The 22273-nt window shown below is 65.8% G+C and carries 22 protein-coding genes; 9 read left to right on the top strand and 13 right to left on the bottom strand.

The window, feature by feature from the left end; translation table 11 throughout:
* Positions 1-4 precede the first annotated feature (4 nt).
* The 7 genes from ACTU6V_RS10785 to ACTU6V_RS10755 all read right to left on the bottom strand — a co-directional run bounded on the left by ACTU6V_RS10785 (position 5) and on the right by ACTU6V_RS10755 (position 6660).
* The gene (locus tag ACTU6V_RS10785; RefSeq protein ID WP_443475600.1) at positions 5-2275 is read right to left on the bottom strand and encodes a TIM-barrel domain-containing protein; all 2271 of its coding nucleotides are present in this window, start codon (positions 2273-2275) and stop codon (positions 5-7) included.
* 22 nt (positions 2276-2297) lie between these two features.
* Positions 2298-3407 carry an FAD-dependent oxidoreductase gene (locus ACTU6V_RS10780; protein WP_443475599.1) on the bottom strand — a complete coding sequence of 370 codons (1110 nt, stop codon included), beginning with the start codon at positions 3405-3407 and terminating at the stop codon, positions 2298-2300.
* Positions 3394-4107: a methyltransferase domain-containing protein gene (locus ACTU6V_RS10775; RefSeq protein ID WP_443475598.1), complete on the bottom strand. Its 714-nt coding sequence runs from the start codon at positions 4105-4107 to the stop codon at positions 3394-3396. Before ACTU6V_RS10775 ends, ACTU6V_RS10780 begins: the two co-directional genes overlap by 14 nt.
* Complete coding sequence (locus tag ACTU6V_RS10770; protein WP_443469476.1) at positions 4107-5261, bottom strand: type III polyketide synthase; 1155 nt, start codon at positions 5259-5261, stop codon at positions 4107-4109. Before ACTU6V_RS10770 ends, ACTU6V_RS10775 begins: the two co-directional genes overlap by 1 nt.
* Before the next feature lie 62 nt (positions 5262-5323).
* Complete coding sequence (locus ACTU6V_RS10765) at positions 5324-5962, bottom strand: CYTH domain-containing protein (RefSeq protein WP_443475597.1); 639 nt, start codon at positions 5960-5962, stop codon at positions 5324-5326.
* Complete coding sequence (locus tag ACTU6V_RS10760) at positions 5952-6164, bottom strand: response regulator (protein WP_443469478.1); 213 nt, start codon at positions 6162-6164, stop codon at positions 5952-5954. Before ACTU6V_RS10760 ends, ACTU6V_RS10765 begins: the two co-directional genes overlap by 11 nt.
* A 16-nt stretch (positions 6165-6180) precedes the next feature.
* Positions 6181-6660: a prepilin peptidase gene (locus ACTU6V_RS10755; RefSeq protein ID WP_443469479.1), complete on the bottom strand. Its 480-nt coding sequence runs from the start codon at positions 6658-6660 to the stop codon at positions 6181-6183.
* A 125-nt stretch (positions 6661-6785) separates the two neighbouring features.
* On the opposite strand from ACTU6V_RS10755, the gene imuA' reads away from it, so the two are divergent.
* The 4 genes from imuA' to ACTU6V_RS10735 are packed head-to-tail and all read left to right on the top strand — an operon-like array spanning position 6786 to position 13276.
* On the top strand, positions 6786-7523 hold the full coding sequence (gene imuA', locus ACTU6V_RS10750) for a DnaE2-dependent mutagenesis accessory factor ImuA' (protein ID WP_443469480.1): 738 nt from the start codon (positions 6786-6788) through the stop codon (positions 7521-7523).
* The gene (locus tag ACTU6V_RS10745) at positions 7520-9046 is read left to right on the top strand and encodes a DNA polymerase Y family protein (RefSeq protein ID WP_443475596.1); all 1527 of its coding nucleotides are present in this window, start codon (positions 7520-7522) and stop codon (positions 9044-9046) included. The genes imuA' and ACTU6V_RS10745 overlap by 4 nt, the downstream gene beginning before the upstream one ends.
* A complete protein-coding gene (locus ACTU6V_RS10740) occupies positions 9046-12450 on the top strand; it encodes an error-prone DNA polymerase (RefSeq protein ID WP_443475595.1) in 3405 nt (1134 codons plus the stop codon). Before ACTU6V_RS10745 ends, ACTU6V_RS10740 begins: the two co-directional genes overlap by 1 nt.
* 34 nt (positions 12451-12484) lie before the next feature.
* A complete protein-coding gene (locus ACTU6V_RS10735; RefSeq protein WP_443475594.1) occupies positions 12485-13276 on the top strand; it encodes an alpha/beta fold hydrolase in 792 nt (263 codons plus the stop codon).
* Between the two features lie 24 nt (positions 13277-13300).
* Here the strand turns inward: ACTU6V_RS10735 and ACTU6V_RS10730 are convergent, their stop codons facing one another.
* Positions 13301-13678 (bottom strand): hypothetical protein, encoded by a 378-nt coding sequence (locus ACTU6V_RS10730; RefSeq protein ID WP_443475593.1) that lies wholly within the window; start codon positions 13676-13678, stop codon positions 13301-13303.
* 105 nt (positions 13679-13783) lie between these two features.
* Between ACTU6V_RS10730 and ACTU6V_RS10725 the strand changes: the two genes are divergently transcribed.
* On the top strand, positions 13784-14440 hold the full coding sequence (locus ACTU6V_RS10725) for a DedA family protein (protein WP_443469485.1): 657 nt from the start codon (positions 13784-13786) through the stop codon (positions 14438-14440).
* Between the two features lie 9 nt (positions 14441-14449).
* Here the strand turns inward: ACTU6V_RS10725 and ACTU6V_RS10720 are convergent, their stop codons facing one another.
* Entirely contained in the window at positions 14450-14896 is a 447-nt protein-coding gene (locus ACTU6V_RS10720; protein ID WP_443475592.1) for a DUF1801 domain-containing protein, read from the bottom strand.
* Between the two features lie 133 nt (positions 14897-15029).
* Here ACTU6V_RS10720 and ACTU6V_RS10715 point away from each other — a divergent pair, with 133 nt between their 5' ends.
* Positions 15030-15461 carry a helix-turn-helix transcriptional regulator gene (locus ACTU6V_RS10715; RefSeq protein ID WP_443469487.1) on the top strand — a complete coding sequence of 144 codons (432 nt, stop codon included), beginning with the start codon at positions 15030-15032 and terminating at the stop codon, positions 15459-15461.
* 10 nt (positions 15462-15471) lie between these two features.
* A complete protein-coding gene (locus ACTU6V_RS10710) occupies positions 15472-15876 on the top strand; it encodes a VOC family protein (RefSeq protein ID WP_443475591.1) in 405 nt (134 codons plus the stop codon).
* 65 nt (positions 15877-15941) lie between these two features.
* Here the strand turns inward: ACTU6V_RS10710 and ACTU6V_RS10705 are convergent, their stop codons facing one another.
* Positions 15942-17024 (bottom strand): linear amide C-N hydrolase, encoded by a 1083-nt coding sequence (locus ACTU6V_RS10705; RefSeq protein ID WP_443469489.1) that lies wholly within the window; start codon positions 17022-17024, stop codon positions 15942-15944.
* Positions 17025-17216: 192 nt separating this feature from the next.
* Between ACTU6V_RS10705 and ACTU6V_RS10700 the strand changes: the two genes are divergently transcribed.
* The gene (locus ACTU6V_RS10700; protein ID WP_443475590.1) at positions 17217-17915 is read left to right on the top strand and encodes an NADPH-dependent F420 reductase; all 699 of its coding nucleotides are present in this window, start codon (positions 17217-17219) and stop codon (positions 17913-17915) included.
* Positions 17916-17922: 7 nt separating this feature from the next.
* Here the strand turns inward: ACTU6V_RS10700 and ACTU6V_RS10695 are convergent, their stop codons facing one another.
* Both ACTU6V_RS10695 and ACTU6V_RS10690 read right to left on the bottom strand, forming a co-directional pair.
* Positions 17923-18093 carry a hypothetical protein gene (locus ACTU6V_RS10695; protein WP_443475589.1) on the bottom strand — a complete coding sequence of 57 codons (171 nt, stop codon included), beginning with the start codon at positions 18091-18093 and terminating at the stop codon, positions 17923-17925.
* A 113-nt stretch (positions 18094-18206) separates the two neighbouring features.
* Positions 18207-19886, bottom strand: coding sequence for a serine hydrolase (locus ACTU6V_RS10690; RefSeq protein ID WP_443469491.1), 1680 nt, complete (start codon positions 19884-19886; stop codon positions 18207-18209).
* 142 nt (positions 19887-20028) lie between these two features.
* Here ACTU6V_RS10690 and ACTU6V_RS10685 point away from each other — a divergent pair, with 142 nt between their 5' ends.
* A complete protein-coding gene (locus tag ACTU6V_RS10685; RefSeq protein ID WP_443469492.1) occupies positions 20029-20976 on the top strand; it encodes a hypothetical protein in 948 nt (315 codons plus the stop codon).
* Positions 20977-20996: 20 nt separating this feature from the next.
* On the opposite strand, the gene ACTU6V_RS10680 is transcribed toward ACTU6V_RS10685, so the two are convergent.
* Positions 20997-22238, bottom strand: a complete 1242-nt coding sequence (locus tag ACTU6V_RS10680) for a M23 family metallopeptidase (RefSeq protein WP_443475588.1) — start codon at positions 22236-22238, stop codon at positions 20997-20999.
* Positions 22239-22273 lie beyond the last annotated feature (35 nt).

Here is a 22273-nt window from a genome sequence, read left to right as displayed (position 1 = left end):
ATGCTCACTGTGCGGCGAATTCGGCGAGCTCGCTCGCCACGGTGGTTCCTTCACGGACGAACAGCGCGGGTTGCCCGAGAGGCGCGTCGACCATCTCGTTGACGACGGCGGTCGGTTCGCCGAACACCTCTCCGGTCCAGATGTTCTGCCAGCGGCCGGGTGGGAAGGCCACCTCGACCGTCGTCGCCCCGGCGGCGAGCACCGGCGCCAGAAGCACATCGGGCCCCATCTGGAGCTCGTCGTCCGCTGTGCCGTTGAGCTCGGCCGAGGGCGCCAGCATCCAGGGATGCTGAGCTGCTCCCGCAAGCGGCCCCTGTGCGGTGAGACGCCCGCGTTCCGGGGCGAGTGCGATGAACACCCGGCTGAGGTCGCCGAGCACGGCAGCGAGCTCGGCGTCCTCCGCAGGCTGCGCGGAGAAAGCGGGCCGGTTGCCCTCGTGCGTGCGGAACGCCGGCTGCAACAGCGACGCCTCCGCCCACCGCAGGACGAGCTCATCGTCACGGACGACATCCGCGATGACCGGCAGATCGACGCTCGTATACCCGCCGATATCGCCGTGCACCTGTGCCATCCCGCTCGCTGAGAGCGACTGCGTCAGTGTGACCGTGGATGCGAGGCCGTCCGTGCGCGACCAGTCCTGGGTCTGATCCCCCAGCCACAGCGCGTCGGCCTGCCCCGCAGACAGAGTGCCGCCGCTGCGATGCCACACGAACCCTTCTTCACTCAGACCTGCGAGCGCCAGCGCACGCTGATTGACCTGCTGCCACAGCGTCGGCCACTGCACGCGCCAGTCCGCACCGATCCCTCCAGCGAGAACAGCTTCCGGGGGCGGTCCCTCCGCGAAGTCCGCCATCCATCCCGATGCTCCGACTCCGGCGACTTCGTCGGCGATAGCCTGCGCGAACCACTCCCGAGCATCAGGATTCGACAGATCGACCGTCGCCGCGGTGAACCCGTGCTGGTCGGCGTCGAGCACCGCGCCGTCCGCATCCAGCGCGAGGTAGCCGGCAGCAGCGGCCTCAGCGTACAGATCACGTCCGCCGCGCGCCGCGGATGCCGCACCGCTGTCGGCCGACAGAAAGGAGTTGACGTAGGTGAGCACCCGGATGTCCTGTGCGTCGAGATCGGCCACCAGCGTCTCCCAGCCCGGATACTGCTCGTGGTCGAGACTCCAGTTCCACTGCAGCCGCTCACCGAAATCCGTGGTGCGCCGCCCCACCCAGTCCTGCAGCCAGACCGCGGCGAGTGGAACGCCCGATTCCTGCAGCGTCGTCACCTTCGCGCGCACTTCGTCGGTGCCGCCCTGCAGACCGGCGATCATTCCGGTCGACGCCCATGCGGGAGGCGGCGCGGCGGCGCCCGTCCACTCGGACTGGATCGCTACCGCCTGTGCTGGCGTACCGGCTGCGGCTACCGCGAAATCTGCAGTGCTGCTCCAGACCTCCCAGATCATGCGGTCGTCGGGCCGCAGATCCACGGAGGAGATCGCCTCACCTCGGTAGACCAGGCTGCGAGAGAGATCGGTGACGTTCACGGCACTCGGCAGATAGGTCGTATCCTGCCCACCAGCCGCAGAGGCTGCGAGGTCGACGAGGAACGAGAGCGGCTGCCCTCCTCTACCGATGCCCTGCTCGCGCGGAATGAGTGGGACTCGGTTGCCGCGCAGGTCCCACCCCGCCGACTGCGCACCGAGACCGTGCACGCCCTCGTCAGACTCCAGCGCCGCAGAGACGTACAGCCTGTTCGCCGCGGGGTCCACAGAGATGGCGGCATCCAGCCGTCCGGATGCCCCCTCGCTGAGACGCATCTCCCAGGCGATGGCGTCGACGTCTTCGAGAGTGCCGCTCAGGATGAGCGCGCCATCCGCACCGATCTGGGCGGAGGCCACATGCTGCTCACCCCACGCACGGTCGCGGTGATCGCTCACGCGCACCAGACCGAGATCATCGAGGAACCGCGCCTCTGAGTCGGCTGCGGTGAGGAAAGAATCGCCCGGCACGGTCTCCCACACGGGCGCCGCAGCATCCGGATGCGTCACATGCAGCGCGTCGTCGAGGCGCACGGTGAACTCTCCGAGCTGCCACTCGCCCTCTGCAGTATCCACGATCAGGTCACCCCGCGGCGGATCTGTGAGAGCCGTCGCCGGCGCGGGGAGCTTCACGATGATGAATACGGTACCGAAGATCGCAGCGGCGGCGAGGAGCGCGACGATGCCGAGACCGATCCGGCGTCCGATGCGCCCACGACGGCGCGGCGCGGCTTCGGTGACGGTCACACGCTCAGTATAGGTATGCGGCTCATCGCCGTTGCATCGTGATCATGTCGGCTGTGCGCCCGCGCAGCGGGGCCGTGCCGAGCATCCGGATCAGCACGTTCCGCCCGAGACCGACCGGGCCAGGGACCGGTTTTCCCATCGTCATGTAGAAGAAGGCGCGACGTTGCGCGCGAGCGGCTGAGCGCAAGGCGGATCGTTCATAGTCGCCGAACTCAGGATGCTGTTCGCGCAGGGAGCGCTCGATGGAGAGGGCGAGGCGTCTCGCCGCCGCCCAGCCGAGGTTCATCCCCTGCCCGCCGATCGGACTGGTCTCGTGCGCGGCGTCCCCGACGAGGACGATCCGCCCCTCGGCGAGACGTGACGCGCGATGCTGCCGGGCATGGAATGCGGTCGGCTGGACGCGGTCAGGAAGCGAGAGAGGGATGCCGGTGCGCTGCCGAACCGCGTTCGTGAACGCAGAAGCGTCGCCGAGTTCGCGGTGCGGATCCCAGGCGACCCAGCGTCGCCTGTCACCGGGGAGAGGAAAGGACTCCACGAGCCCTCCGAGCTCGCAGTGCAGCTGTGCACGCGGACTGCTTTCGGTATCGGGAATGTCGGCCATGGCGTACCAGCCCCGGCCACGCTGAGGGCGCCAGTCGATGCCGAGGAGGCGTCGGATGCCGCTGCGCACGCCGTCGGCGGCGATGACGAACGATGCCGTACTGTCTCGTGCGGCGTCGACCCTCAGCCGCACCCTGTCGCCTTCGGGATGCACGCCGGAGACAGTGTGTCCGACGCGCAACGCGTTGCCGTTCAGCTCGCACAGGCGCTGCCTGAGCAGTGCATCCGTGCGATGTTGCGGCAGGATCAGCACCCGCTGTCTCGCCGTGAACTCCAGCGATGCGAGCACCCTCCCTTCGCTGATCACCTCGCCGCCTCTGAGCGTCAGCGCTTCCTCGCGCGCCGCCGCCCCGATTCCCGACGCGTCAAGGGCCGCGATGCCTGGTGGGTGGATGCCGATCGCCCGAGAACGGTGATCGGCTCCGTCGCGCGCCTCGAACACGGCCGCATCGATCCCCTGCTGGGCGAGCAGACAGGCGAGCAGCAGGCCGATCGGTCCCGCGCCCACGATCGCGACGTCATGGTCGGGCATCCCACGCCTCCCAGCGCAGCTCGAGTCTGGCGGGGAACCGCTGTCGCACCTGCCAGCCGTCCGCAACGTTGGCGGTGATCTCGTGTGCCGTGTACGAGCGACGGATGCTGGTGAGCCCGTCCTCACGGATGAACGAGTCGGCGAACACGTTCTTCGCGAACGGCCAGGTCCCTGCTCGGAAAGACCGGTACGCGAAGCCGCTGCGCGCGATGTCTCGGTGCAGAACGAGTCCGTCATCAGCCACGAGCGCGACGGAGTCGCTCAGCAGGTCGGGCAGTTCGCCACCGGTCAGATGATGCAGCAGATGGTTGGAGACCACGACATCGAAGCGCTCTGCGTTCGCGACCAGCTCACTCGTGTGCGCACAGCGGTACTCGACGTCGCCCCCGCGCGCACTCGCCCATCGGATCGCCCTGGCATCGGCATCCAGAGCCGTCACCGACATCTGCAGACCGTCACGACGCGCCCATCCGGCGAGCGCGCGTGACACGTCTCCACCGCCGGCGCCCACATCGAGCAATCGGATCGGCCTGCGCCGCGCGAAGGGCCGGATGTCATGTCGGTACACGGTCTTCCATCGCGACACCACGGCATTCACGAGAGGAAATCGCTCGTACGTCCGCTCCAGCATCCGGATATCGGCGTCCGGATCATCCATCAGCTCGCGCTCCTCAACCGCGCGCGACGAGAGATCGACCATCAGAGCGGCGCGATGACCGTCAGCAGTGCTGATTCTGCTGTCAGCCCGGGGCCGAACGCCATCGCCGTCACCCGTTCACCATCACGCGCCCCCTCTTCCTCGAGGATGCGCCGCAGTACGAACAGCACGGTCGCACTCGACATGTTGCCGTACTGACGCAGCACCTCTCTCGCGGGGTGAAGCTGCCGCTCGGACAGCTTCAGGTGCTCTTCGACCTTGTCGAGGATGCTTCGCCCTCCCGGGTGGATCGCCCAGTGCGCCACCGCTTCGCCGATCCCGTCCTCATCGAAGGCGCCGACGAGCGCGGCATCGGCAGCATAGAGGGGTCGAAGAGCATCGAAGATGTTGTCACCGATCAGCTGCGGCACCGCGGTAGAGAGGACCATCTCGAATCCCTCGTCGCCGATCATCCACGCCATGTCCTTCTTCCCGTCTGGAATGATCCCGGTGTGGAAGCGATCGAGCGCGAAACCGGGCACAGCAGAATCGAAGGCACGTGCAGTGACGAGACCTGCGGCGGCCCCATCCGCGAACAGCGACGTCGCCACGATCATGTCAGGATCCTCGGATGACCGAAGATGCAGTGTGCACAGCTCGACGCTGACCACGAGGACGACAGCTTCGGGATTCGCCGCGCAGAATTGGGCGGCCGCTCGCAGTGCGGGCATCGATGCGTAGCATCCCATAAATCCGAAGTGATAGCGCTCCACGCTGTCTGCCAGCCCGAGCGCCCGCACGATCTCGTAGTCGGGCCCGGGCGCGTAGAAACCGGTGCACGACACAGTGATCACATGTGTGATGTCGGCCGCGGTGATATCCGGGTCGGCCTCGAGGGTTCGACGGGCCACATCGACGTAGAGCTTCCACGCTTCGCGCACGTAGATCTCATTGCGCACTTTCGTGCTCGGTGACAGCAGCACCCCGTGCTCACGGTCGAAGAACTGCGAGCTCTCCGCTGTCGAGGAGAATGAGAGCTCATCGAGCACCGTGTACCGGGTATCGATGTCTGAGCCGTTGAACGACGCGGTCACGATGCGCTTCGCCAGCCTGCCGAGATCAGGTTGGGCGGCGAAGACGTCGCGAACCTCCTCCTGCCGCAGCGTCGTGCTCGGAACGATCGTCTGGAGCGAACGCAGGATGGCAGAGTGGCTCATGGGGCCACTCAAGCATGCCGAGCCGCCGCGCAGAAGGGGGTTGCGTCAGACGCCCGATGCCGTCAGTGACCCAGTGCGCGGGCGAGTTTGGAATCGGACGCCGCGGTGCGACCCCCTGCGGCGAAGACGACGACCTCGATCGCGGTGAACAGTGCGTCGCGCCCGGCAGCATCAGCAGGAGCTGCGGGCCCCAGCTCGACCTCCCACTCGCGCCATTCCCTCTCGACGTTCTGTCGCAGATCAGTGGCACGAACGCGGTCGTCGACGAACTCCGCGATGACGCCGGAGTCTCCGGTGAGCAAGTACGCGGTGCGATCGTTCTCGATGCGAGCAAGCGGACTCAGCGGCGCTGTGCTCCACCGTGCCAGCGTGTCTGCGACAGCATCCGGAATGCTCTCATCGTCGCCGAGCGGCCAGCCGATCTCGAGACGCCCATCACCTTCACGCGGACCCTTGATGTGCCAGCCTGCGTCGGGGCCGCCTGTGCGGCGCCGCAATGCCACACCGGCTTTCGAGAGCGCGACATCCGCGGTATCGAAGTAGCGCGCGTCCAGCACTCGAAGCTCACCGTCAGTGACCGCCGTCACCCCGGGGATCCCCTCCCATAACGGCAGAGGCGTATCGACGCCGACGTCGTACTTGCGCTCGATCTCGAACGTGCGTGATGGCTCGGCTGAAGAGGAGCCGGCCTCAGTCATCATTCAGCGTGAGATCTTCAAGCGCCTCGTCGTACCAGTAATCGATCTCGGTGGGGCCATCGCTGGAGCCGGTGTTCTGCGGCTCTCCTCGGCGGCTGTAGACCACCTGTGTCTCGCTGTACGGAACGATCAGCTTGTCATCGGCGTCCTCGATGGGGACGACCTGCCCGTCGAGCGGGCCACCGTGAAGTCGTGCGATTGCCATGTGCTCACCATAGTCCTCACCCGATCCCGATGCCCAGCACGGCGCCGATGATCATCCATGGTCCGAACGCGATGCGTGTTGACCGATCCGCTCGGCGCAATGCCATGAGCACGAGAGCGTAGACGGCTCCGAGAATGAAGGCTGATGCGGCGCCGATCATGAACGATTGCCAGCCGTGCCATCCCAGCAGCAGCCCGATGAGAGCTGCGAGTTTCACATCTCCCCCACCGATCCCGCCCTTGCTCATGCCGCGGAGAACACCGTAGAAGCCGCCGAGGACCAGCATGCCCACCAGCGCGCTGATCAGCGCACCGGTGCGTGCGGTCACGAGCGCGTCGACGCCGACCAGCGCGAGAGACGCTGCGAGGGTCGGCAGGACGATGCGGTTGGGCAACCGGTGCGTGTGCGCATCGATCACAAGCAGCCATATGCCGATACCGGCGAACCCCACGTGCACGGCGATGACCGCGATGTCGTACGGGGACGGGGATGGCATGCCCGAAATGCTACGAGAAGCGCGGATGCCGCGGATCTGCCCTGTGGATAACTTCGATGTCCGATGTACGAATTACTATCAATGCATCACTTGATTTATTCGTAGTTATCTTCGAGGATGGATGCATGGGCAACGCACTTCCCGCCCCCACGGCTCTCTCTCCTGCCAGCACGGCTCTCCGCGCGCAAGAGGTGCATCGCCTGCGCAGCGAGATCTCCCGCATGCAGCGGCGACGCAGCGATGCGCCCCTCCTCCCGCTCGACCCCGCGCTCGAGGGGCTCTTACCCGATGGCGGCTTGCGGGTCGGTTCTTCGTATTCGATCTCGCCCTCGCCAAGCTTGCTCGGCGCACTGCTTGCTGCGCCGTCACAGAAGGGGTCCTGGTGCGCGATCATCGGCATGCCCACAATCGGCGTCGAGGCGATGAGCGATCTCGGCGTTGATCTCGAGCGCCTCGTGCTCGTGCCCGACCCCGGCCAGCGCTGGCTCACGGTCGCGACTGCTCTTTCTGAGGTGATCCCGATCATCGCCGTCCATCCCCGCAGTCGCGTCGCAGATGCTGATATCGCTCGGTTGAACGCACGCCTGCGCGATCGGAGCTGCACCCTCCTGGTCACCGCGCCCTGGCCCCAGAGCGAGGCGACGATCACGGTCGAAACGACCGAGTGGCACGGCCTCGGCTCCGGGTGGGGGCTGCTCTCGGATCGCACCGTGACTCTGCGCGCATCGGGCCGACGGTTCGAGTCCGGGCGGCGGGTGCGGGTGCAGATGCCGACCTCGCTCGGTCGGGTAGATGCCGCACCCGCTCCCCTGCGTCCGATGGCACCGCTGCCCGCCTCCGAGCGCTGGGCGGCTGCCGGATGAGTGCCCCTCCACGCCATCTGGTGCTGTGGCTGCCGGATTGGCCGGTGCGCGCAGCGCTCGGTGCACCACCCGGTGATGAGCCGGTCGCCGTCGTGCAGGCGAACACCGTCGTCGCCTGCTCCGCATCTGCCAGAGCGCAGGGAGTTCGGCGCGGTCAGCGCCGCAGGCTTGCCCAGACGAACTCTCCCGGTCTGCGGATTCTCCACGCTGATCCCCTGCAGGAACAGCGGATGTTCCTGCCTGTGCTCCGCCTGCTCGAAGAGCTCGTGCCGGGGATCCAGCCGCTGCGTCCTGGATTGATCGCGCTGCGGGCCCGAGGGGCCTCCCGCTACTACGGGGGCGAAGAGCACGCCGCACGGCATCTCATCGAGACTCTTGCAGAGCATTCCCACCCCGCATCGCGTGCCGGGGTCGCAGACGGTCTGTTCACCGCTGAACAGGCCGCTCGCCTGGCCGACCCCGTGCGGGTGGTCGATCAGGGCGAATCACGTGCCTTTCTCGCTCCTCTTCCCGTCCAGATACTGGGTGATGAGCAGATCACCGCACTGCTGACGAAGCTCGGAGTACGCACGCTCGCCGATTTCGCCACCCTCGAAGTCAGTCATGTGCGCGATCGACTCGGCGAGCGCGGCGTGCGGCTGCACGATCTGGCAGCGGGTGCAGATTCCAGGCCGCTGATACCGCAGGCCCCTGAGCCGCAGCTCGCGCGTGAGATCGTTTTCGACAGTCCGCTCGCGCAGGCCGAGCAGGTGGCCTTCGCGGTGCGCCAGACAGCGGATGCCGTCACCGCGGGCCTCGCCGAGCTCTCGCAGGTGTGCACTGAGGTGCGCATCGATCTGACCGATGACGATGGCGGCGTCTCCTCCCGGGCATGGATGCATCCGACTTCTTTCGAAGCCAGCGATCTGATCGACCGAGTGCGCTGGCAGCTCGAGGGGATAGCGAGCACGTTCGCCGACACCGAGCGGGCAGGCACCGGCATCCTCGAGGTGCGGATCACCCCGACGCGGGTCGATGACAGCACGCACCACCAGCCAGGACTGTTCGGGCAGGGCCCCGAGCAGCGCCTGCACCATGCCGTATCGCGCGTGCAGGCCCTGCTCGGTCATCGTGGCGTTGTCACCCCGCAGGTCACGGGCGGACGCCGACTCGCTGAACGTCAGCTGTTCCGACCGTGGGGAGACAAGACACCGCACCTGCGAGATGCTGCGCTGCCCTGGCCTGGGAGCCTCCCCAGCCCGCTCCCCTCTGAAGTGTTCGCTCCGCCTTTGCCTGCCAGCGTGACAGCAGCCGACGGCACAGCTCCCTCTGTCAACGAACGAGGAGCACTGTCTGCACCCCCTGTTCAGATCGAAGATGCCGGCGTGCTCAGCTGGGCCGGCCCATGGCCGTTGCGGGAGCGGACCTGGGATGCCGATCACGCTCGTTCCGCTCAGCGGTTCCAGATCGTCGATGACTCCCAGCGAGCCTGGCTCGTCCTCTGGGAGGGCGGTTCCTGGTGGATCGAGGGGAGGTATCGCTGATGGGCTTCCACAACCCGGCGATGTCATGGAAAGAACTCGAGAAGACGCTCAGCGGCCGGGGCTCCGCCGAACCTCCGATGATCAGGACCGATCCTGGTCCGATCAGCCATCGACGCAGAACTGTGCCACCGCCACCGCCTGAGCCACCAGAGAACGCCGTTCCCTACGCCGAATTGCATGCGCACACCTCATACTCATTCCTCGATGGCGCCTCTCCCCCAGAGGATCTGCTCGCCGAGGCCGTGCGCCTCGGCCTCACCGCACTCTCGATCACCGATCACGATGGCTTCTACGGTGCAGCGAGGTTCGCCGAGGCCGCTGACCTCATGATGACCCGCAACCCGAAGATCCAGCTGCAGACCATCTTCGGCGCTGAACTCTCGCTGGGGCTCCCTGCCCCGCAGGGCGGCGTTCCCGACCCGGTCGGCGAGCATCTGCTCGTGCTCGCTCGCGGTATGGAGGGATATCACCGGCTCGCAGGCGCCATCACCCGCGCCCAGCTGCGCGGAGGCGAGAAGGGGCGCCCGGTCTACGATCTCGACGACCTTGCGGCGAGCGCCGACGGGCAGTGGACGATCCTCACCGGCTGCCGCAAGGGTGGCGTGCGCCAAGGGCTCGCTCACGGGGATGCGCAGACTCCGCTGCGGCGTCTTGTCGATCTGTTCGGGCAGGACAACGTGGTCGTCGAGCTGTTCGATCACGGTGATCCGCAAGATTCTCGCCGCAACGATGCTCTCGCTGATCTCGCGGCAGCTCACCGTCTTCCGGTGGTGGCGACGAACAATGTGCACTACGCGGCGCCGCACCGTGCCGGGCTCGCCGAAGCCGTCGCCGCAGTGCGCGCGGTGCGCAGCATGGACGATCTGGACGGCTGGATGCCATCGCACGGGTCAGCGCATCTGCGCAGCGGGGCGGAGATGACCGAGCGGTTCCGCCGTTATCCCGGTGCGATCTCGCACGGGCTGCAGATCGCCGAGGAGTCGGCGTTCGAGCTGCGTCGTGCCCGCCCCGCCCTGCCGAAGCAGAAGGTGGCGGACGGACACACTCCGATGAGCTGGCTGCGCCACCTGGTGTGGGAGGCCGTTCCCCTCCGCTATCCACGGCTCGATGACGCAGGCCGGGCCCGCATCGAACGCGAGCTGAACGTGATCGATGAGAAGGACTTCCCCGGCTACTTCCTCATCGTGCACGGCATCGTCGCCGAGGCGAAGCGCCGCGGCATCCTCTGTCAGGGACGCGGGTCGGCTGCGGCGAGCGCGGTCTGCTATCTGCTGGGCATCACCGCCGTCGATCCGATCCTGTACGGGCTGCCGTTCGAGCGCTTCCTCGCGAGCACTCGCGAAGAAGAACCCGACATCGATGTCGACTTCGACTCGGGCAGACGTGAGGAGATCATCCAGTGGGTCTACGAACAGTACGGGCGCGAACGCGCGGCGCAGGTGGCGAACGTCATCCAGTACCGCCCGAAGAATGCCGTGCGCGATATGGCCAGGGCGCTGGGCTACTCTCCTGGCCAGCAGGACGCCTGGTCACGTCAGGTCGATGGCTGGGGCGCGGATCTCTCCCCCGTCGACGGTCATGATATTCCCGAGACGGTGCTGGAGTACGCCGGTGAGGTGCTGAAGGCACCTCGGCATCTCGGCATCCACTCCGGCGGGATGGTGCTCACCGCGCGTCCCGTCGGTGAAGTCGTTCCGGTCGAGCACGCCCGGATGGACAATCGCACGGTCATCCAGTGGGACAAGGACGACGCCGCCTGGATGGGGCTGGTGAAGTTCGATCTGCTGGGACTCGGCATGCTCGCTGCCCTCCAGAACTGCTTCGATCTCATCTCTACGGCAACCGGCGAGAACTGGAAGCTCGAGACCATCCCCAAAGAAGAGGCGGCCGTCTATGACATGCTCTGTCGCGCCGACTCGATCGGGGTGTTCCAGGTCGAGTCCCGTGCGCAGATCGGGCTGCTCCCCCGGTTGCAGCCACGGCGGTTCTACGATCTCGCCATCCAGATCGCGCTCATCCGCCCCGGCCCCATCCAGGGTGGTGCGGTGCATCCCTTCGTGCGCAGAAAGATGGGGATCGACGAGGTCACCTACCCGCATCCGGCGCTCAAGCCTGTGCTGGAGCGCACGATGGGGATACCGGTCTTCCAGGAGCAGCTCATCCAGATGGCGACGACGATCGGCGACTGCACCGCTGACGAGGCCGACACGCTGCGCCGGGCGATGGGCTCCAAGCGCGGACTGGAGCGGATCGACAGCATCCGCGACAAGCTGTATGCCGGCATGACGCGGCACGGTCTCTCACCGGAGCAGTCCGATCGCATCTACGAGCAGATCCAGGCGTTCTCGAACTTCGGGTTCGCCGAATCGCACTCGCTGTCGTTCGCGCTGCTGGTCTATGCCAGTTCGTGGCTCAAGCTGCACTATCCGGCCGCGTTCCTCGCTGGCCTCCTTGATGCACAGCCGATGGGCTTCTACTCTGCTGCCACGCTCACGGCCGATGCCCGGCGGCACGGGGTGCAGGTGCGGCGGCCCGATCTGCACGCTTCGGCAGCGGGAGCGACGCTGGAAGCGTTGGATGCTTCCATCGATCCTGCTCCCACCGGTTTCCCTTCCTGTGCCGTGTACGAGCAGCCGCCCCCGGGCGAGTTCCACAGGGAAGTGCCCGATGAATCGGCAGCGCATCGCCGCGATGGAGGCTTTGCCGTGCGGCTCGGGCTTCTGAGCGTGCGCGGCATCGGCAAACCGATGGCAGAGCGTATCGCCGCCGAACGCGATCTGAACGGTCCGTACCAGGATCTGCATGATCTTGTCCGGCGAACGGATGCCACGGCAGCGCAGCTGGAGGCACTCTCGGCCGCAGGGGCCTTCGAGTGTCTGGGGGTGAGCCGCCGCGAGGGCGTATGGCTGGCGGGAGCCGCCGCTGAGGACCGTGCCCGGTATCTGCCAGGCACGACCGTGTCTGTACAGCCACCCCTGTTCACCGATCAGAGCAGCTATGAGCGTCTAACGGCAGATCTGTCCACCACCGGTGTCTCGATCGACGACCACCCGATGACGCACTTCCGCACAGCGCTGGACGAACGCGGCGTGCTCACCGCCGCGCAGCTGCGTGACCACGAGGTCGGTCGGCGCATTGAGGTCGCGGGCCTTGTCACCCATCGGCAGCGTCCTGCCACCGCGGCAGGAGTCACCTTCCTCAACCTCGAAGACGAGCATGGCCTCGTCAACGTGGTCTGCTCGACCGGGGTGTGGGCCCGCTATCGCCGTATCGCCCGGGAATCCCCCGCCCTCATCGTGCGTGGGATTCTGGAGCGTTCGCCCGAGGGCGTCATCAACGTGCTCGCCGATGCCTTCGAGGATCTGCGCACCGGAATCGAGCACCGATCCCGCGACTTCCGCTGAGCCCAGAGGCCTCCGCAGCGATTAGGTTCGAAGCATGGTGCACCTGTCTGAGACGCTCACCCGCCCTGGCGCGCTACTGCACTACATCGATTCCGGCGAAGATGGCGCTCCCATCGTGTTCACACACGGCGCCGGCGTGGATCATGCGATGTTCGATGCGCAGTTCGCTGCTGCCGTCGACGCCGGCCACCGTGCGGTCAGCTGGGACCTGCGCGGACATGGATCCTCCGCTCTTGAAGACGGCATGCGCTTCCGCGGCGACGATGCCCTGCACGATCTCGCCGCGTTGATCGACCATCTCGGACTCACCCGCCCGACACTCGTCGGACACTCGCTGGGCGGCAACCTCGTGCAGGAGTTCGCCCGTCGGCACCCGGATGTTCCTGCACGTCTGGTCGTCGTCGATTCGACGTGGAATGCGGGCCCGCTCACCTGGCTGGAGCGGCTGGCGCTGCGCCTCGCTGCGCCCTCACTCGCGGTGATCCCTCGCTCGCGGCTGCCGAGACTGATGGCAACGGCATCCGCCACCACACCTGACGCGATCGAGTACGCCAGGGCGTGCTTCGCGCGGATGCCGAAACCCGTGTTCCTCGATGTCTGGCGGGCGACGGTCGCACTCGTCGCCCCGGATCCCGATTACCGCTCGCCGGTGCCGCTGACGCTCATCCGCGGTGCGGAGGACCGCACGGGCAATATCGCAAGCGCGATGCCTCGGTGGGCCGAGCACGAGGGCATCGACGAGCACGTCATCCCTGCCGCAGGTCATATCGCGCCGCTCGATGCCCCGGCTGCCGTCTCGCGTGCGATCCTCGCCGCACTGCAGTGATGCACTCAGCAAGCAGACACCTGCTCACCAGAATCGCGGCGCCTCCGGCTCCGGTGTGCGGTCCGCTCCGCCCCAGCGCAGGGCTTCGCTCGTCACCGCGGATGCTGCAGCATCCGCCTCGCGCAACGCGACGTCCGCGGCATCCGCACCAGGGCCGACCGGATCGACGAGCAGCGACGTTCTGACCCCCTCACGCGCGGGCATGATCGTGCACTCCAGCACCCGACCCACCCATGACGTCGTTCCCAGGATCGCCGATCCCTGCTGATAGCGGATGCGAGTCTCCAGGTCGGTCACGATCAGGACCGTGCGCTGATCGTTCTCCTCCACGCGTTCGATCACCTCGACCCGATGCCCGTGCGGAATCGGGGCGGGAACCGCGATGACGATCGTCCTGTCCATGGCTACAGCCTACGAACTCGGGACCGCGGGAGGTAGGCCACTTGCATGTGCTGACGCCGAACGTTCTACGCGAATCCACAGGTGCGCTTCCCTACGCTGGAATCCATGGATGCCGGAGCCGAGAACCTCAACGCGATCGCTGCCTGGGCGGTCTCGCTCATGGAGACACTCGGCGGGTTCGGCGCCGGCCTCGCCATCGCGCTGGAAAATCTGTTCCCGCCGCTGCCGAGTGAGATCATCCTGCCGCTCGCGGGCTTCACCGCCGCGAAGGGATCGCTGGGCCTCGTTGAGGTGCTGATCTGGACGACGGTCGGTTCTGTCGTGGGAGCACTCATTCTGTACGGCATCGGCGCATGGCTCGGACGTCGCCGGATGTACGCGATCGCCGAGCGCCTACCGCTGATCAAAGTCGAAGATGTCGAACGCACCGAAGCCTGGTTCGAGAAGCACGGCTCCAAAGCGGTGTTCTTCGGCAGGATGATTCCGATCTTCCGCAGCCTGATCTCGATCCCCGCCGGCATCGAGCGGATGCCGCTTCTGCGCTTCACCCTCCTCACGCTGGCGGGCAGTGCCATCTGGAACACGATCTTCGTTCTCGCCGGCTTCTTCCTCGGCGCGAACTGGCACATCGTCGAGGACTACGCGGGAATCTTCCAGAAGGTCGTCATCGCCGTCGTCATCGTCGCGGTCGTTGTCTGGGTATTCCTGCGCGTCCGGCAGATGCGCCGCACCAGAGCCGCCCGCAAAGTCGCCATCGACTAGCGCCCCGCCTCACCCGGCGGCGCGCCGCACGATCTCGCCCAACTCCTCCCATGCCTTCTCCGTCGGGTCGATGAGTGCGTACGACGTCGGCCAGAATCCACTCGCCTCATCGAGCGCCGCCCGGGAACTCACACCGAACGTCGAGTACCGTTCCTTGTCCATCTGGCCGCTGCGGAAGAACACCACGACCTTGCCGTCCCGCGCGTATCCAGGCTGTCCGTAATACAGCTTCGGTGCAAGGTCGGGCGCGACATCGGCGACGATCTGCTGCAGACGCTCGGCCATCTCACGATCTCCATCAGGCATGTTCGCGATCTTCGCCAACTGCTCCGTTTCTTCCGCCGCAGCCTTCTCCGCGCCTTTCGCGCGCTTCGCATCGGCCTTGAGCTCCGCGGCGCGCTGTTTCATGGCCGCACGTTCTTCTGCGGAGAATCCTCCGGCGTCGTTCTTCGTCATCGTCTCGTCTCCTCGATCGCTGCGTGTCTTCGGTTGCCACGCTATCGAGGACGAACGGCACGGCGCTTCTCGATTCCTGACGAATCTGCTCCCCGACATCCACATGTGCGGCGTCGGCTGGCAGGATGGTCGCATGGCCGGATCAAGCGATCACGCGGACATCATCGTCATGCGTCGCGTGCGCGACCGGATCGACCGCGAGTTCGCACGGCCGCTGAACGTCGAGGATCTCGCTCGCGGTGTGCACATGTCTGCGGGGCATCTGAGCCGAGAATTCCACCGCATCTATGGTGAGCCGCCCTACTCATACCTGATGACCCGCCGCATCGAGCGCGCGATGATGCTGCTGCGCCGCGGCGACCTCACCGTCACCGAGATCTGCTTCACTGTGGGCTTCTCTTCGCTTGGCACATTCAGCACGAGGTTCTCTGAGCTCGTTGGGGTATCCCCCAGCGCTTACCGCGACGACCCATCGCGTTCTGTCGACGGCATCCCGCCGTGTCTTGCTCGTCAGGTGACCAGACCGGTCAGAAATCGAGAAGCATCCGCGGGAGCATCCGCCTAGCGTTACGTGCATGAACATCACCATCCACAACGCGTTCCTCCCCCACACTGACGCGGATGCCGCCATCGGCTTCTACCGCGACCTGCTCGGCTTCGAGGTGCGCAACGACGTCGGTTACGAGAACATGCGCTGGATCACGGTCGGCCCCGTCGGTGATTCCACCTCGATCGTGCTGCATCCACCGGCCGCTGACCCGGGGATCTCGGACGAAGAGCGCGAGACGATCATGACGCTCGTAGCCAAGGGCGTCTACGGTGCCGTCACTCTGTCCACCGATGATCTGGAGGTTCTCTTCGAGCGAATGGAGGCGGCGGGCGCCGATATCGTGCAGGAGCCGACGGATCAGTTCTACGGCGTTCGCGACTGCGCCTTCCGCGACCCGGCCGGAAACCTCGTCCGCGTGAACCAGGCGTAACCGCTGTGCGCACACAGAAGAGCCGCCCGCTGATTCCAGCGGGCGGCTCTTCTATGTCTGCGTGATTACGGCTTCTTCTTGCCGACCAGAGACTGCACGGCTTTCGAAATCGCCGCGAACTCGTCCTGCTTCTTCGCCACGAACTCCAGCGCCTTGATGCCCGTGTCGATGACACTGGACGCGAGCTCGCCCGGATCGCGGAACTGGTGGCTCACGTTGCCGGCGAAGCCCGTCTCGAGAGCTTCGCGGCTGACGAGCTCGAGCTTCAGGGTCTTGGTGCCCTCGGCGAAGCTGACCTCGTCGAGGTCGACCCAGATCAGGTTGGGGCGTGTGGTCGAGCCGAAGACGTAGCGCTTGTTGGTGAGGTCGAGCACGACCTGCCAGATCGTCTGCGATGCGTCGGGCTTGCCGGGCTCCGGCGTGCGGAACGGCTGAGCGGCGTTGCGGATGATGCTGAACATCGCGGCGATCGCATCGATCTGCGTCTTGGGCTGCACCTGGTGGGCCACGTAGAACGACGCGCGTGCGAAGCGGTCGCTCGCGAGCGTGGAGCCGGGAAGCGGCTTGTCTCCGCCGAGACCATCGATCTGCTTCACGAGTTCGAGCTGCTTGTCGAACGTCGGGGAGTTCGTCATGACCTGGTAGGCGCGGTCGTGGTAGACCTTCGCGTTGCCATCGGTGTACTCGATGATCGCTGAGTCGCCGCTGGCGTCGTTGATGGCCAGGTGAAGAGTCGGAACCAGGTGTCCGGTCGGGTCGAAGAGCTGCGAGATCTTGACCTGCGAGGAGTTCGTCCACTCGACCGCTTCGGCGACCGTTGCGAAGTTGTCGAGGTAGTACTGAAGCCAGATCGCCTGGCTCAGCTGCGTGTCGGAGTCCTTCGGCTTGCCGTAGTCGGACTCAGCGAGCCACAGGATGTGACCGGCGAATCCTTCTTCGTTCATGCCATCGGTGGCGATGAGGTCGAAGGCGGTGGCGACGATGCTGCCGTACTTCGCCTTCCAGGTGAGGTCTCCGTTCACACCGTCCGTGCGCTCGACACCCCGAGGGAACTTCCAAAGGTTCGTGAGGAGATCCATGTGGAAATCCATGTTGCGACCAACGATGACCGAACCGCCTGCATCAGGCCATACCACTCGTGTGCACATAATCCGCTAACCCATCCGTTCTCTTCTTCAACTTCTCGGCCATCCCGAGGCGACTTGGACCAGACGATCACATCCTATGGAGCCGGATCAGCGCGGCGGCGCGTTCCGCGCCATTCTTCACCCGCCGCCTAACCAGTCACATCACCCGGCTTCACCACCCATGTCGCTGATGCCCGGACTTACGATGGCGGAGTGGAGAGTGCGCACAGAGTACGAACGCTCGGGATCATCGGCGCTGGCCGCCACGGCGCCGCACTGGCCCGCCTCGCGAGTTCAGCAGGCGTGCGCGTGTTGGTCGCACGATCGGGGGATGCTGCGCTCATCGCCGCACGGATGAAGGCACTCGGAGCGGTTGCCGTCTCGAGCGCGACAGCGATCACGGAGTCGGATGCGGTGATTCTTGCGCTTCCTCTGGGTGAGTATGAGACTCTCCCGGCCGACGCGCTGCGAGGCAAGCTCGTAATCGACGCGATGAACTATTGGTGGGCCTCCGATGGCATCCGTGATGATTTGAGCGATCCGCGCACCTCCACGAGCGAGCTCGTGCAGCGCCACCTCGCGGGCGCGCATCTCGTGAAGGCGTTGAGCCACATGGGATATCAGGATCTTGCGGATGAAGCGCGCCCGACGGCATCCCCCGGCCGCAAGGCGATCGCCATCGCCGGTGACGATTCGGATGCTGTGGCGACTGTCGCCTCCCTCGTCGACGACCTGGGATTCGACCCGGTGCTGGCCGGCCCCCTCGCGAACGGCATCATGCTGGAACCGGGGGCGGATGCATTCGGCGCCGATGTCGACGCCGTGCAGCTGCGCGAGATGCTCGATGGGTTCTGGGGGTCGCAGCGCGGCATCATCGTGGCGCGAGCACGAGAGGATGATGCATCGGCATGACCCGGCCCTATGCCGCACCAGGTCGATGATGCGACCACGCGCGAGCGGTGGCAGCGCTTGCATCCTCAGCGCGGATCTGCTGCCAATTGCGTCCGCCCCGAAGACCTTCGGATGCTGCATGCTCAGACGTCTTGTGGTGAGAGATCGCCCCGCCCTGTTCTCCGAGCTCTGCGGTCACGGGCTGAGGCGATCGCGCTGCCTCGCCTACAGTTTCTCGGGCTGGACCACTCCCGCAGAGGGGGTTGAAGTAGCGCTGGACGAGGGCTACCGTTGCGCACCTACGAGTGGGCTTTAGTCGGCCCTGGTGAAGACGCCGAGCCCGTTCGGTTCCTGACCGGGCTCCGGGAACTTGTTGAAGTACGTCAGCGTAACCCCGGTGATCTGCTCGCCCTCGCGGACGAATACCGCCGAGGAGAGCGAGCCGGGCAGGGCGTTTTCACCGGTCGGCACGAACGAAAGCGTGTCGCCGTCCCACGGGTCGATCTCGAAGGTATAGCCGCCGTCAGGTCCGAGCGCGCCGGTGAGGATTCCGTTCTCCTCCGTGATGACGAAGTCACCGAAGTAGGGGCTCGTGTATGTGCCCACGTAGTCACCCGCCGGCCCCGCTTCCGCGGCATCCGCGGGCGGTTCTTCGCCGACGAGGTCACCGGCCGGATCGGAGAAGTGCTCGAAGACGACGGGCCACATGTCCAGCCATGGCCGCGTCTCTTCACCGAACTGCACGAGATCGAGGAACTCTGAGACGATCGCCTCTGGAACCCCCGATGGCGCTCCGTTGGTGAGCACGACGATCCCGAGGTTGAGGTCAGGGATCATCGTGGCGTTGGTGGCGGCCCCCCATCCGAATGCACCGGAGTGACTGATGCTGACCCGCCCCGTCACAGTCGCGCCGACGTTCGTGCCGAAGCCGTAGTGCGATGTGCGCGAGAGCAGGTTCTTGGCATCGCCGCCGGTGATCGAATGGGCCGAGTAAGTCTTCGCGAGCACGAGCGGGTCGATGAATTCCGCACCGTCGACCTCGCCGTTCGCCAGCACCATGTTCATCCACTTCGCGATGTCGCCAGCGGTGGAGGCGACGCCGCCGGCGGGAGCTTCGGCGTCGGCGTCTCGGTCGAACAGCTGCTCATAGACGCCTTCTCCGGTGCGCGCATGCATCGCCGCGCGATCATCAGCGGCGAGGTATTCGTCGTGAACGACGGTCGTAGATGTCATGCCGAGCGGCTCGAACAACAGTTCGTGCGCGGTCTCTACCCACGTCTGCCCGCGCGACGCCGCGACGGCCTCGCCGCCGACCGTCAGCCCGAAGTTGGAGTACTGGTAGGTGTCGCGGAACGATGCCAGAGGAATCTGGTCCATCTGGGCCATGATGTAGTCCGCATCGAAGCCGACGTCTTCGAGATCGTCCCCGCCACCGGTCGGAATCCCCGTGCGGTGCGAGAAGAAGTCGGCGATCTTCGCATTCTCGGTCACGTACGGGTCGTTCAGCGCGAAGTCGGGGAGGTACTCGACAACCGGATCTTCCCAGGACAGATCCGCGTCGTCGGTGATGGCTTTGGCCACGATGCTCGACGAAAGAGGCTTGGACAGGGACGCGATCTGGAAGACGGTGTCGGCATCGACGGGCTCCTCCGTCGTCACGTCCCGCACACCGTAGCCCTCTTCGAACACGACCTCACCGTTCGAGACGACCGCTACCGCTGCGCCGGGGACGCCGGTCTGCGTGAGCGCCTTCTCGATGAACGCGGGAAGCGCATCGAGGGCTGCGTCCACTGCCGTATCGCGATCCGTGTAAAGATCGACAACATCCTGACTGGGGTCTTGTCCGAGCGCGACGGACAAAGTGCTCGAAGGCGAGGACTCCGCGGTCGCCTCTGCGGTGCACGCCGTGATTCCCAGCGTCAGAGCGGCCACCGCCGAGACGGCGACACCGCGTGCAATCCCCTTGTTGTTGGTGCTGCTGTTGCCGTTCATGTCGGTGCCTCCGTCGGCTTTCTTCCAGTGTGCATGGACAGAAGAGGACACAGCAACCTCCGCTTGAGGCCATGACCGCTAGAGGGCGTCCTAAACCGGTCAGATAGGCGATGATGGTGTCACACCCACTCCGGAGGCCGATATGGAAGACAAGGCACTGCTCGAGCTCATCTACCGCAGCCGGCCTGAGACGGTGGCCGAGCTCGCCACCACCGCGCATACGAACCAAGGTGAGACCGCAGATGCCGTTGCACGCCTCGAGCAGGGTGGCACGATCTCGCTGCACGATGGCAAGATCGCGTACTCGACTCCGGTGACCTGGACGGCAGATGTCGTCGAAGGCGAAGCGCGTGCGATGCGCAATACGGTGAATGAGGCGACCGCACGAATCGAAGCGCTCGTGGCGGATCTCCCAGGTCTGCTGCGCCACTGGGCTGTCGGTGAGACCTCAGGCGATGTCGTTCCGGTCTTCGTGCGGCACGGGCCGCACGCAGCGGAAGACCTCTGGTACGACGTCGCGCGCGAGCACAGCGACACCGCCTGGTCAGTGCTTCCCGATCTCGAACGCTATTTGCAGTCCGATCCGGCTCGAACCAGCCGTTTCGCCGAAATGTTCGCCGGCAAGCAATCGGTGCGGGCCCTTCTCCCCCGCTCGATGGCAGCGGATCCGCGGCTCGTGGCGATCGCTGAGCGCTACGCGGCCGTCGGAGTGGAGTTTCGCATTCTCGACGATCTTCCGAGTTGGTTCTGGATCGACGGCGATGTGCTCGCGTTGCCGATCGAGTGGGGCGAGGGGTGGCCGTCCAGCGTGATCGGAGTCCGCAGCGCCTCGCTCGCGGAGCTGGGCCGGAGCCTGTTCCGCGAACTCTGGCATCGCGGCGAGCCGATCGGCGGCGCAGAGCAGTCGTGGGCACCGCTTCTTGCGCTGATGACGCAGGGGGTCACTCTCGACGCGGCCTCTCGCCGCCTCGGGATCAACCCACGAACGGGAAGGAGACGGATCGCGACGGCGATGGAGCAATACGGCGTGTCGACATTGTTCGCCCTAGGGGCGGCCTGGGGCGCGGACGGAAAGCCGACCATGCGCTGACACGCAGAGGGCCCGTCGACTCAGTCGGGAACGCTGATCACGTCTTGCTGTAGCGGCATGACCTTCTTCATCACCGCCTTATCTGACGCAACGACGCCGCAAGATTGCGACCGCGACATGCACTCCTCTAGTTCAGCATCGTTCACGGTGCCGGTGAGTGTGAACGACTCGAACACGAACGGCACCCCATTGGAGCCGAGCGGCAGCGGCGAGTCCATCACATGAAAATGCAGGTGCGGCATGTCGGTGTTACCCGAGTTACCGAGGTATCCCAATATGTCGCCGCGCGACATCTCCTGACCGACAGTGAGTCCCTCCGGATTCTCTCCCTGCAGGTGCGCATAGAACGCGTAGTGGCCATCGCCGAGGTCCTGCACGATGTGATTGCCACCGTACTCATTGAGCTCCAATCCGACCGGATGCGACCCCGGCGACTCCTCGGGCAGATCCCACTTCATAGAAACGATGGGGCCATCGCCCACCGCGAGGATCTCCGCACCGTAATACGCATAGCTTGCGAGATCATCGATCGGGCCGTCGAAGATGCGCGACTCTTCATCCAGCTGCACGAAGTCGATCGCGAATCGTTCTGGGGCATACAGGGCACCGTTGACGGGATTGATTGCGCTTCGATGTGCGGAAGCTCCACAGCAGCCGTTGCCGTCCAGCCAGCCATCGCCACTTACCGGTGAACCGATGACGAGCGGCGTGGACGGGGAAACCGGCACGCGTGCAATCGTCTGCTCCATCTGCTCGGTCACCATCGGCGGCATGGCCGTCTCCGGCGAGAACTCGATCACGTGACTCAGCATCTGCGGGGCCTTCCCCCCGACTGGCAGCGCCACGTCAAGGATGACGGTCGCGCTCTGCCCCGAAGCCAGTTCGTAGCCCGGGGCGGGCGCTCCCATCGCTCGCACCCACGGCAACAGGTCCTCGCCGCTGAGCCGCATGATCTCCTCACCGTCGCCCCGCACCGAGAGCGCGTCGACGGTCACAGACTGACCGATGGTATTCGTCAGGAAGAGCTCATATGCAAGGTGATCTCGATCGTCGGTTCCTCGCACGATGCGAGGCTCGTCGAGCACTGAACCCACGATGGGTGTGAAGAGCTCTTCAGTGGGAGCGGCGTTGTCGGGCGTCGCCTGGACCGCCGTCGACGAAGGTTCTTCGACCGAGCAGCCGCTGGCCAGAGCGAGTGTAGCGAACACCACCAGCAGCGCGAGTGGTGCTGAGGCCTTTTTGCGTAGACGTGCGAATCCCATGGGTCTCTGAATCTCTTTGCTCGTCCCCGGCACGG

Source organism: Microbacterium zouquanmingi (assembly GCF_052266675.1).
Lineage (GTDB): Bacteria > Actinomycetota > Actinomycetes > Actinomycetales > Microbacteriaceae > Microbacterium.
This window is presented reverse-complemented; position numbering and strand designations above follow the sequence as displayed.

What these genes read in the sequence shown, in the direction of transcription:
- ACTU6V_RS10745 (WP_443475596.1), top strand. Translation starts at nt 7,520, where the DNA reads ATGAGTGCCCCTCCACGCCATCTGGTGCTGTGGCTGCCGGATTGGCCG.
- ACTU6V_RS10755 (WP_443469479.1), bottom strand. Translation starts at nt 6,660, where the DNA reads ATGCCATCCCCGTCCCCGTACGACATCGCGGTCATCGCCGTGCACGTG.
- ACTU6V_RS10775 (WP_443475598.1), bottom strand. Translation starts at nt 4,107, where the DNA reads ATGGTCGATCTCTCGTCGCGCGCGGTTGAGGAGCGCGAGCTGATGGAT.
- ACTU6V_RS10690 (WP_443469491.1), bottom strand. Translation starts at nt 19,886, where the DNA reads ATGAACGGCAACAGCAGCACCAACAACAAGGGGATTGCACGCGGTGTC.
- imuA' (WP_443469480.1), top strand. Translation starts at nt 6,786, where the DNA reads ATGGGCAACGCACTTCCCGCCCCCACGGCTCTCTCTCCTGCCAGCACG.
- ACTU6V_RS10760 (WP_443469478.1), bottom strand. Translation starts at nt 6,164, where the DNA reads ATGGCAATCGCACGACTTCACGGTGGCCCGCTCGACGGGCAGGTCGTC.
- ACTU6V_RS10770 (WP_443469476.1), bottom strand. Translation starts at nt 5,261, where the DNA reads ATGAGCCACTCTGCCATCCTGCGTTCGCTCCAGACGATCGTTCCGAGC.
- ACTU6V_RS10730 (WP_443475593.1), bottom strand. Translation starts at nt 13,678, where the DNA reads ATGGACAGGACGATCGTCATCGCGGTTCCCGCCCCGATTCCGCACGGG.
- ACTU6V_RS10680 (WP_443475588.1), bottom strand. Translation starts at nt 22,238, where the DNA reads ATGGGATTCGCACGTCTACGCAAAAAGGCCTCAGCACCACTCGCGCTG.
- ACTU6V_RS10715 (WP_443469487.1), top strand. Translation starts at nt 15,030, where the DNA reads ATGGCCGGATCAAGCGATCACGCGGACATCATCGTCATGCGTCGCGTG.
- ACTU6V_RS10685 (WP_443469492.1), top strand. Translation starts at nt 20,029, where the DNA reads ATGGAAGACAAGGCACTGCTCGAGCTCATCTACCGCAGCCGGCCTGAG.
- ACTU6V_RS10740 (WP_443475595.1), top strand. Translation starts at nt 9,046, where the DNA reads ATGGGCTTCCACAACCCGGCGATGTCATGGAAAGAACTCGAGAAGACG.
- ACTU6V_RS10705 (WP_443469489.1), bottom strand. Translation starts at nt 17,024, where the DNA reads ATGTGCACACGAGTGGTATGGCCTGATGCAGGCGGTTCGGTCATCGTT.
- ACTU6V_RS10735 (WP_443475594.1), top strand. Translation starts at nt 12,485, where the DNA reads ATGGTGCACCTGTCTGAGACGCTCACCCGCCCTGGCGCGCTACTGCAC.
- ACTU6V_RS10710 (WP_443475591.1), top strand. Translation starts at nt 15,472, where the DNA reads ATGAACATCACCATCCACAACGCGTTCCTCCCCCACACTGACGCGGAT.
- ACTU6V_RS10780 (WP_443475599.1), bottom strand. Translation starts at nt 3,407, where the DNA reads ATGCCCGACCATGACGTCGCGATCGTGGGCGCGGGACCGATCGGCCTG.
- ACTU6V_RS10720 (WP_443475592.1), bottom strand. Translation starts at nt 14,896, where the DNA reads ATGACGAAGAACGACGCCGGAGGATTCTCCGCAGAAGAACGTGCGGCC.
- ACTU6V_RS10765 (WP_443475597.1), bottom strand. Translation starts at nt 5,962, where the DNA reads ATGATGACTGAGGCCGGCTCCTCTTCAGCCGAGCCATCACGCACGTTC.
- ACTU6V_RS10725 (WP_443469485.1), top strand. Translation starts at nt 13,784, where the DNA reads ATGGATGCCGGAGCCGAGAACCTCAACGCGATCGCTGCCTGGGCGGTC.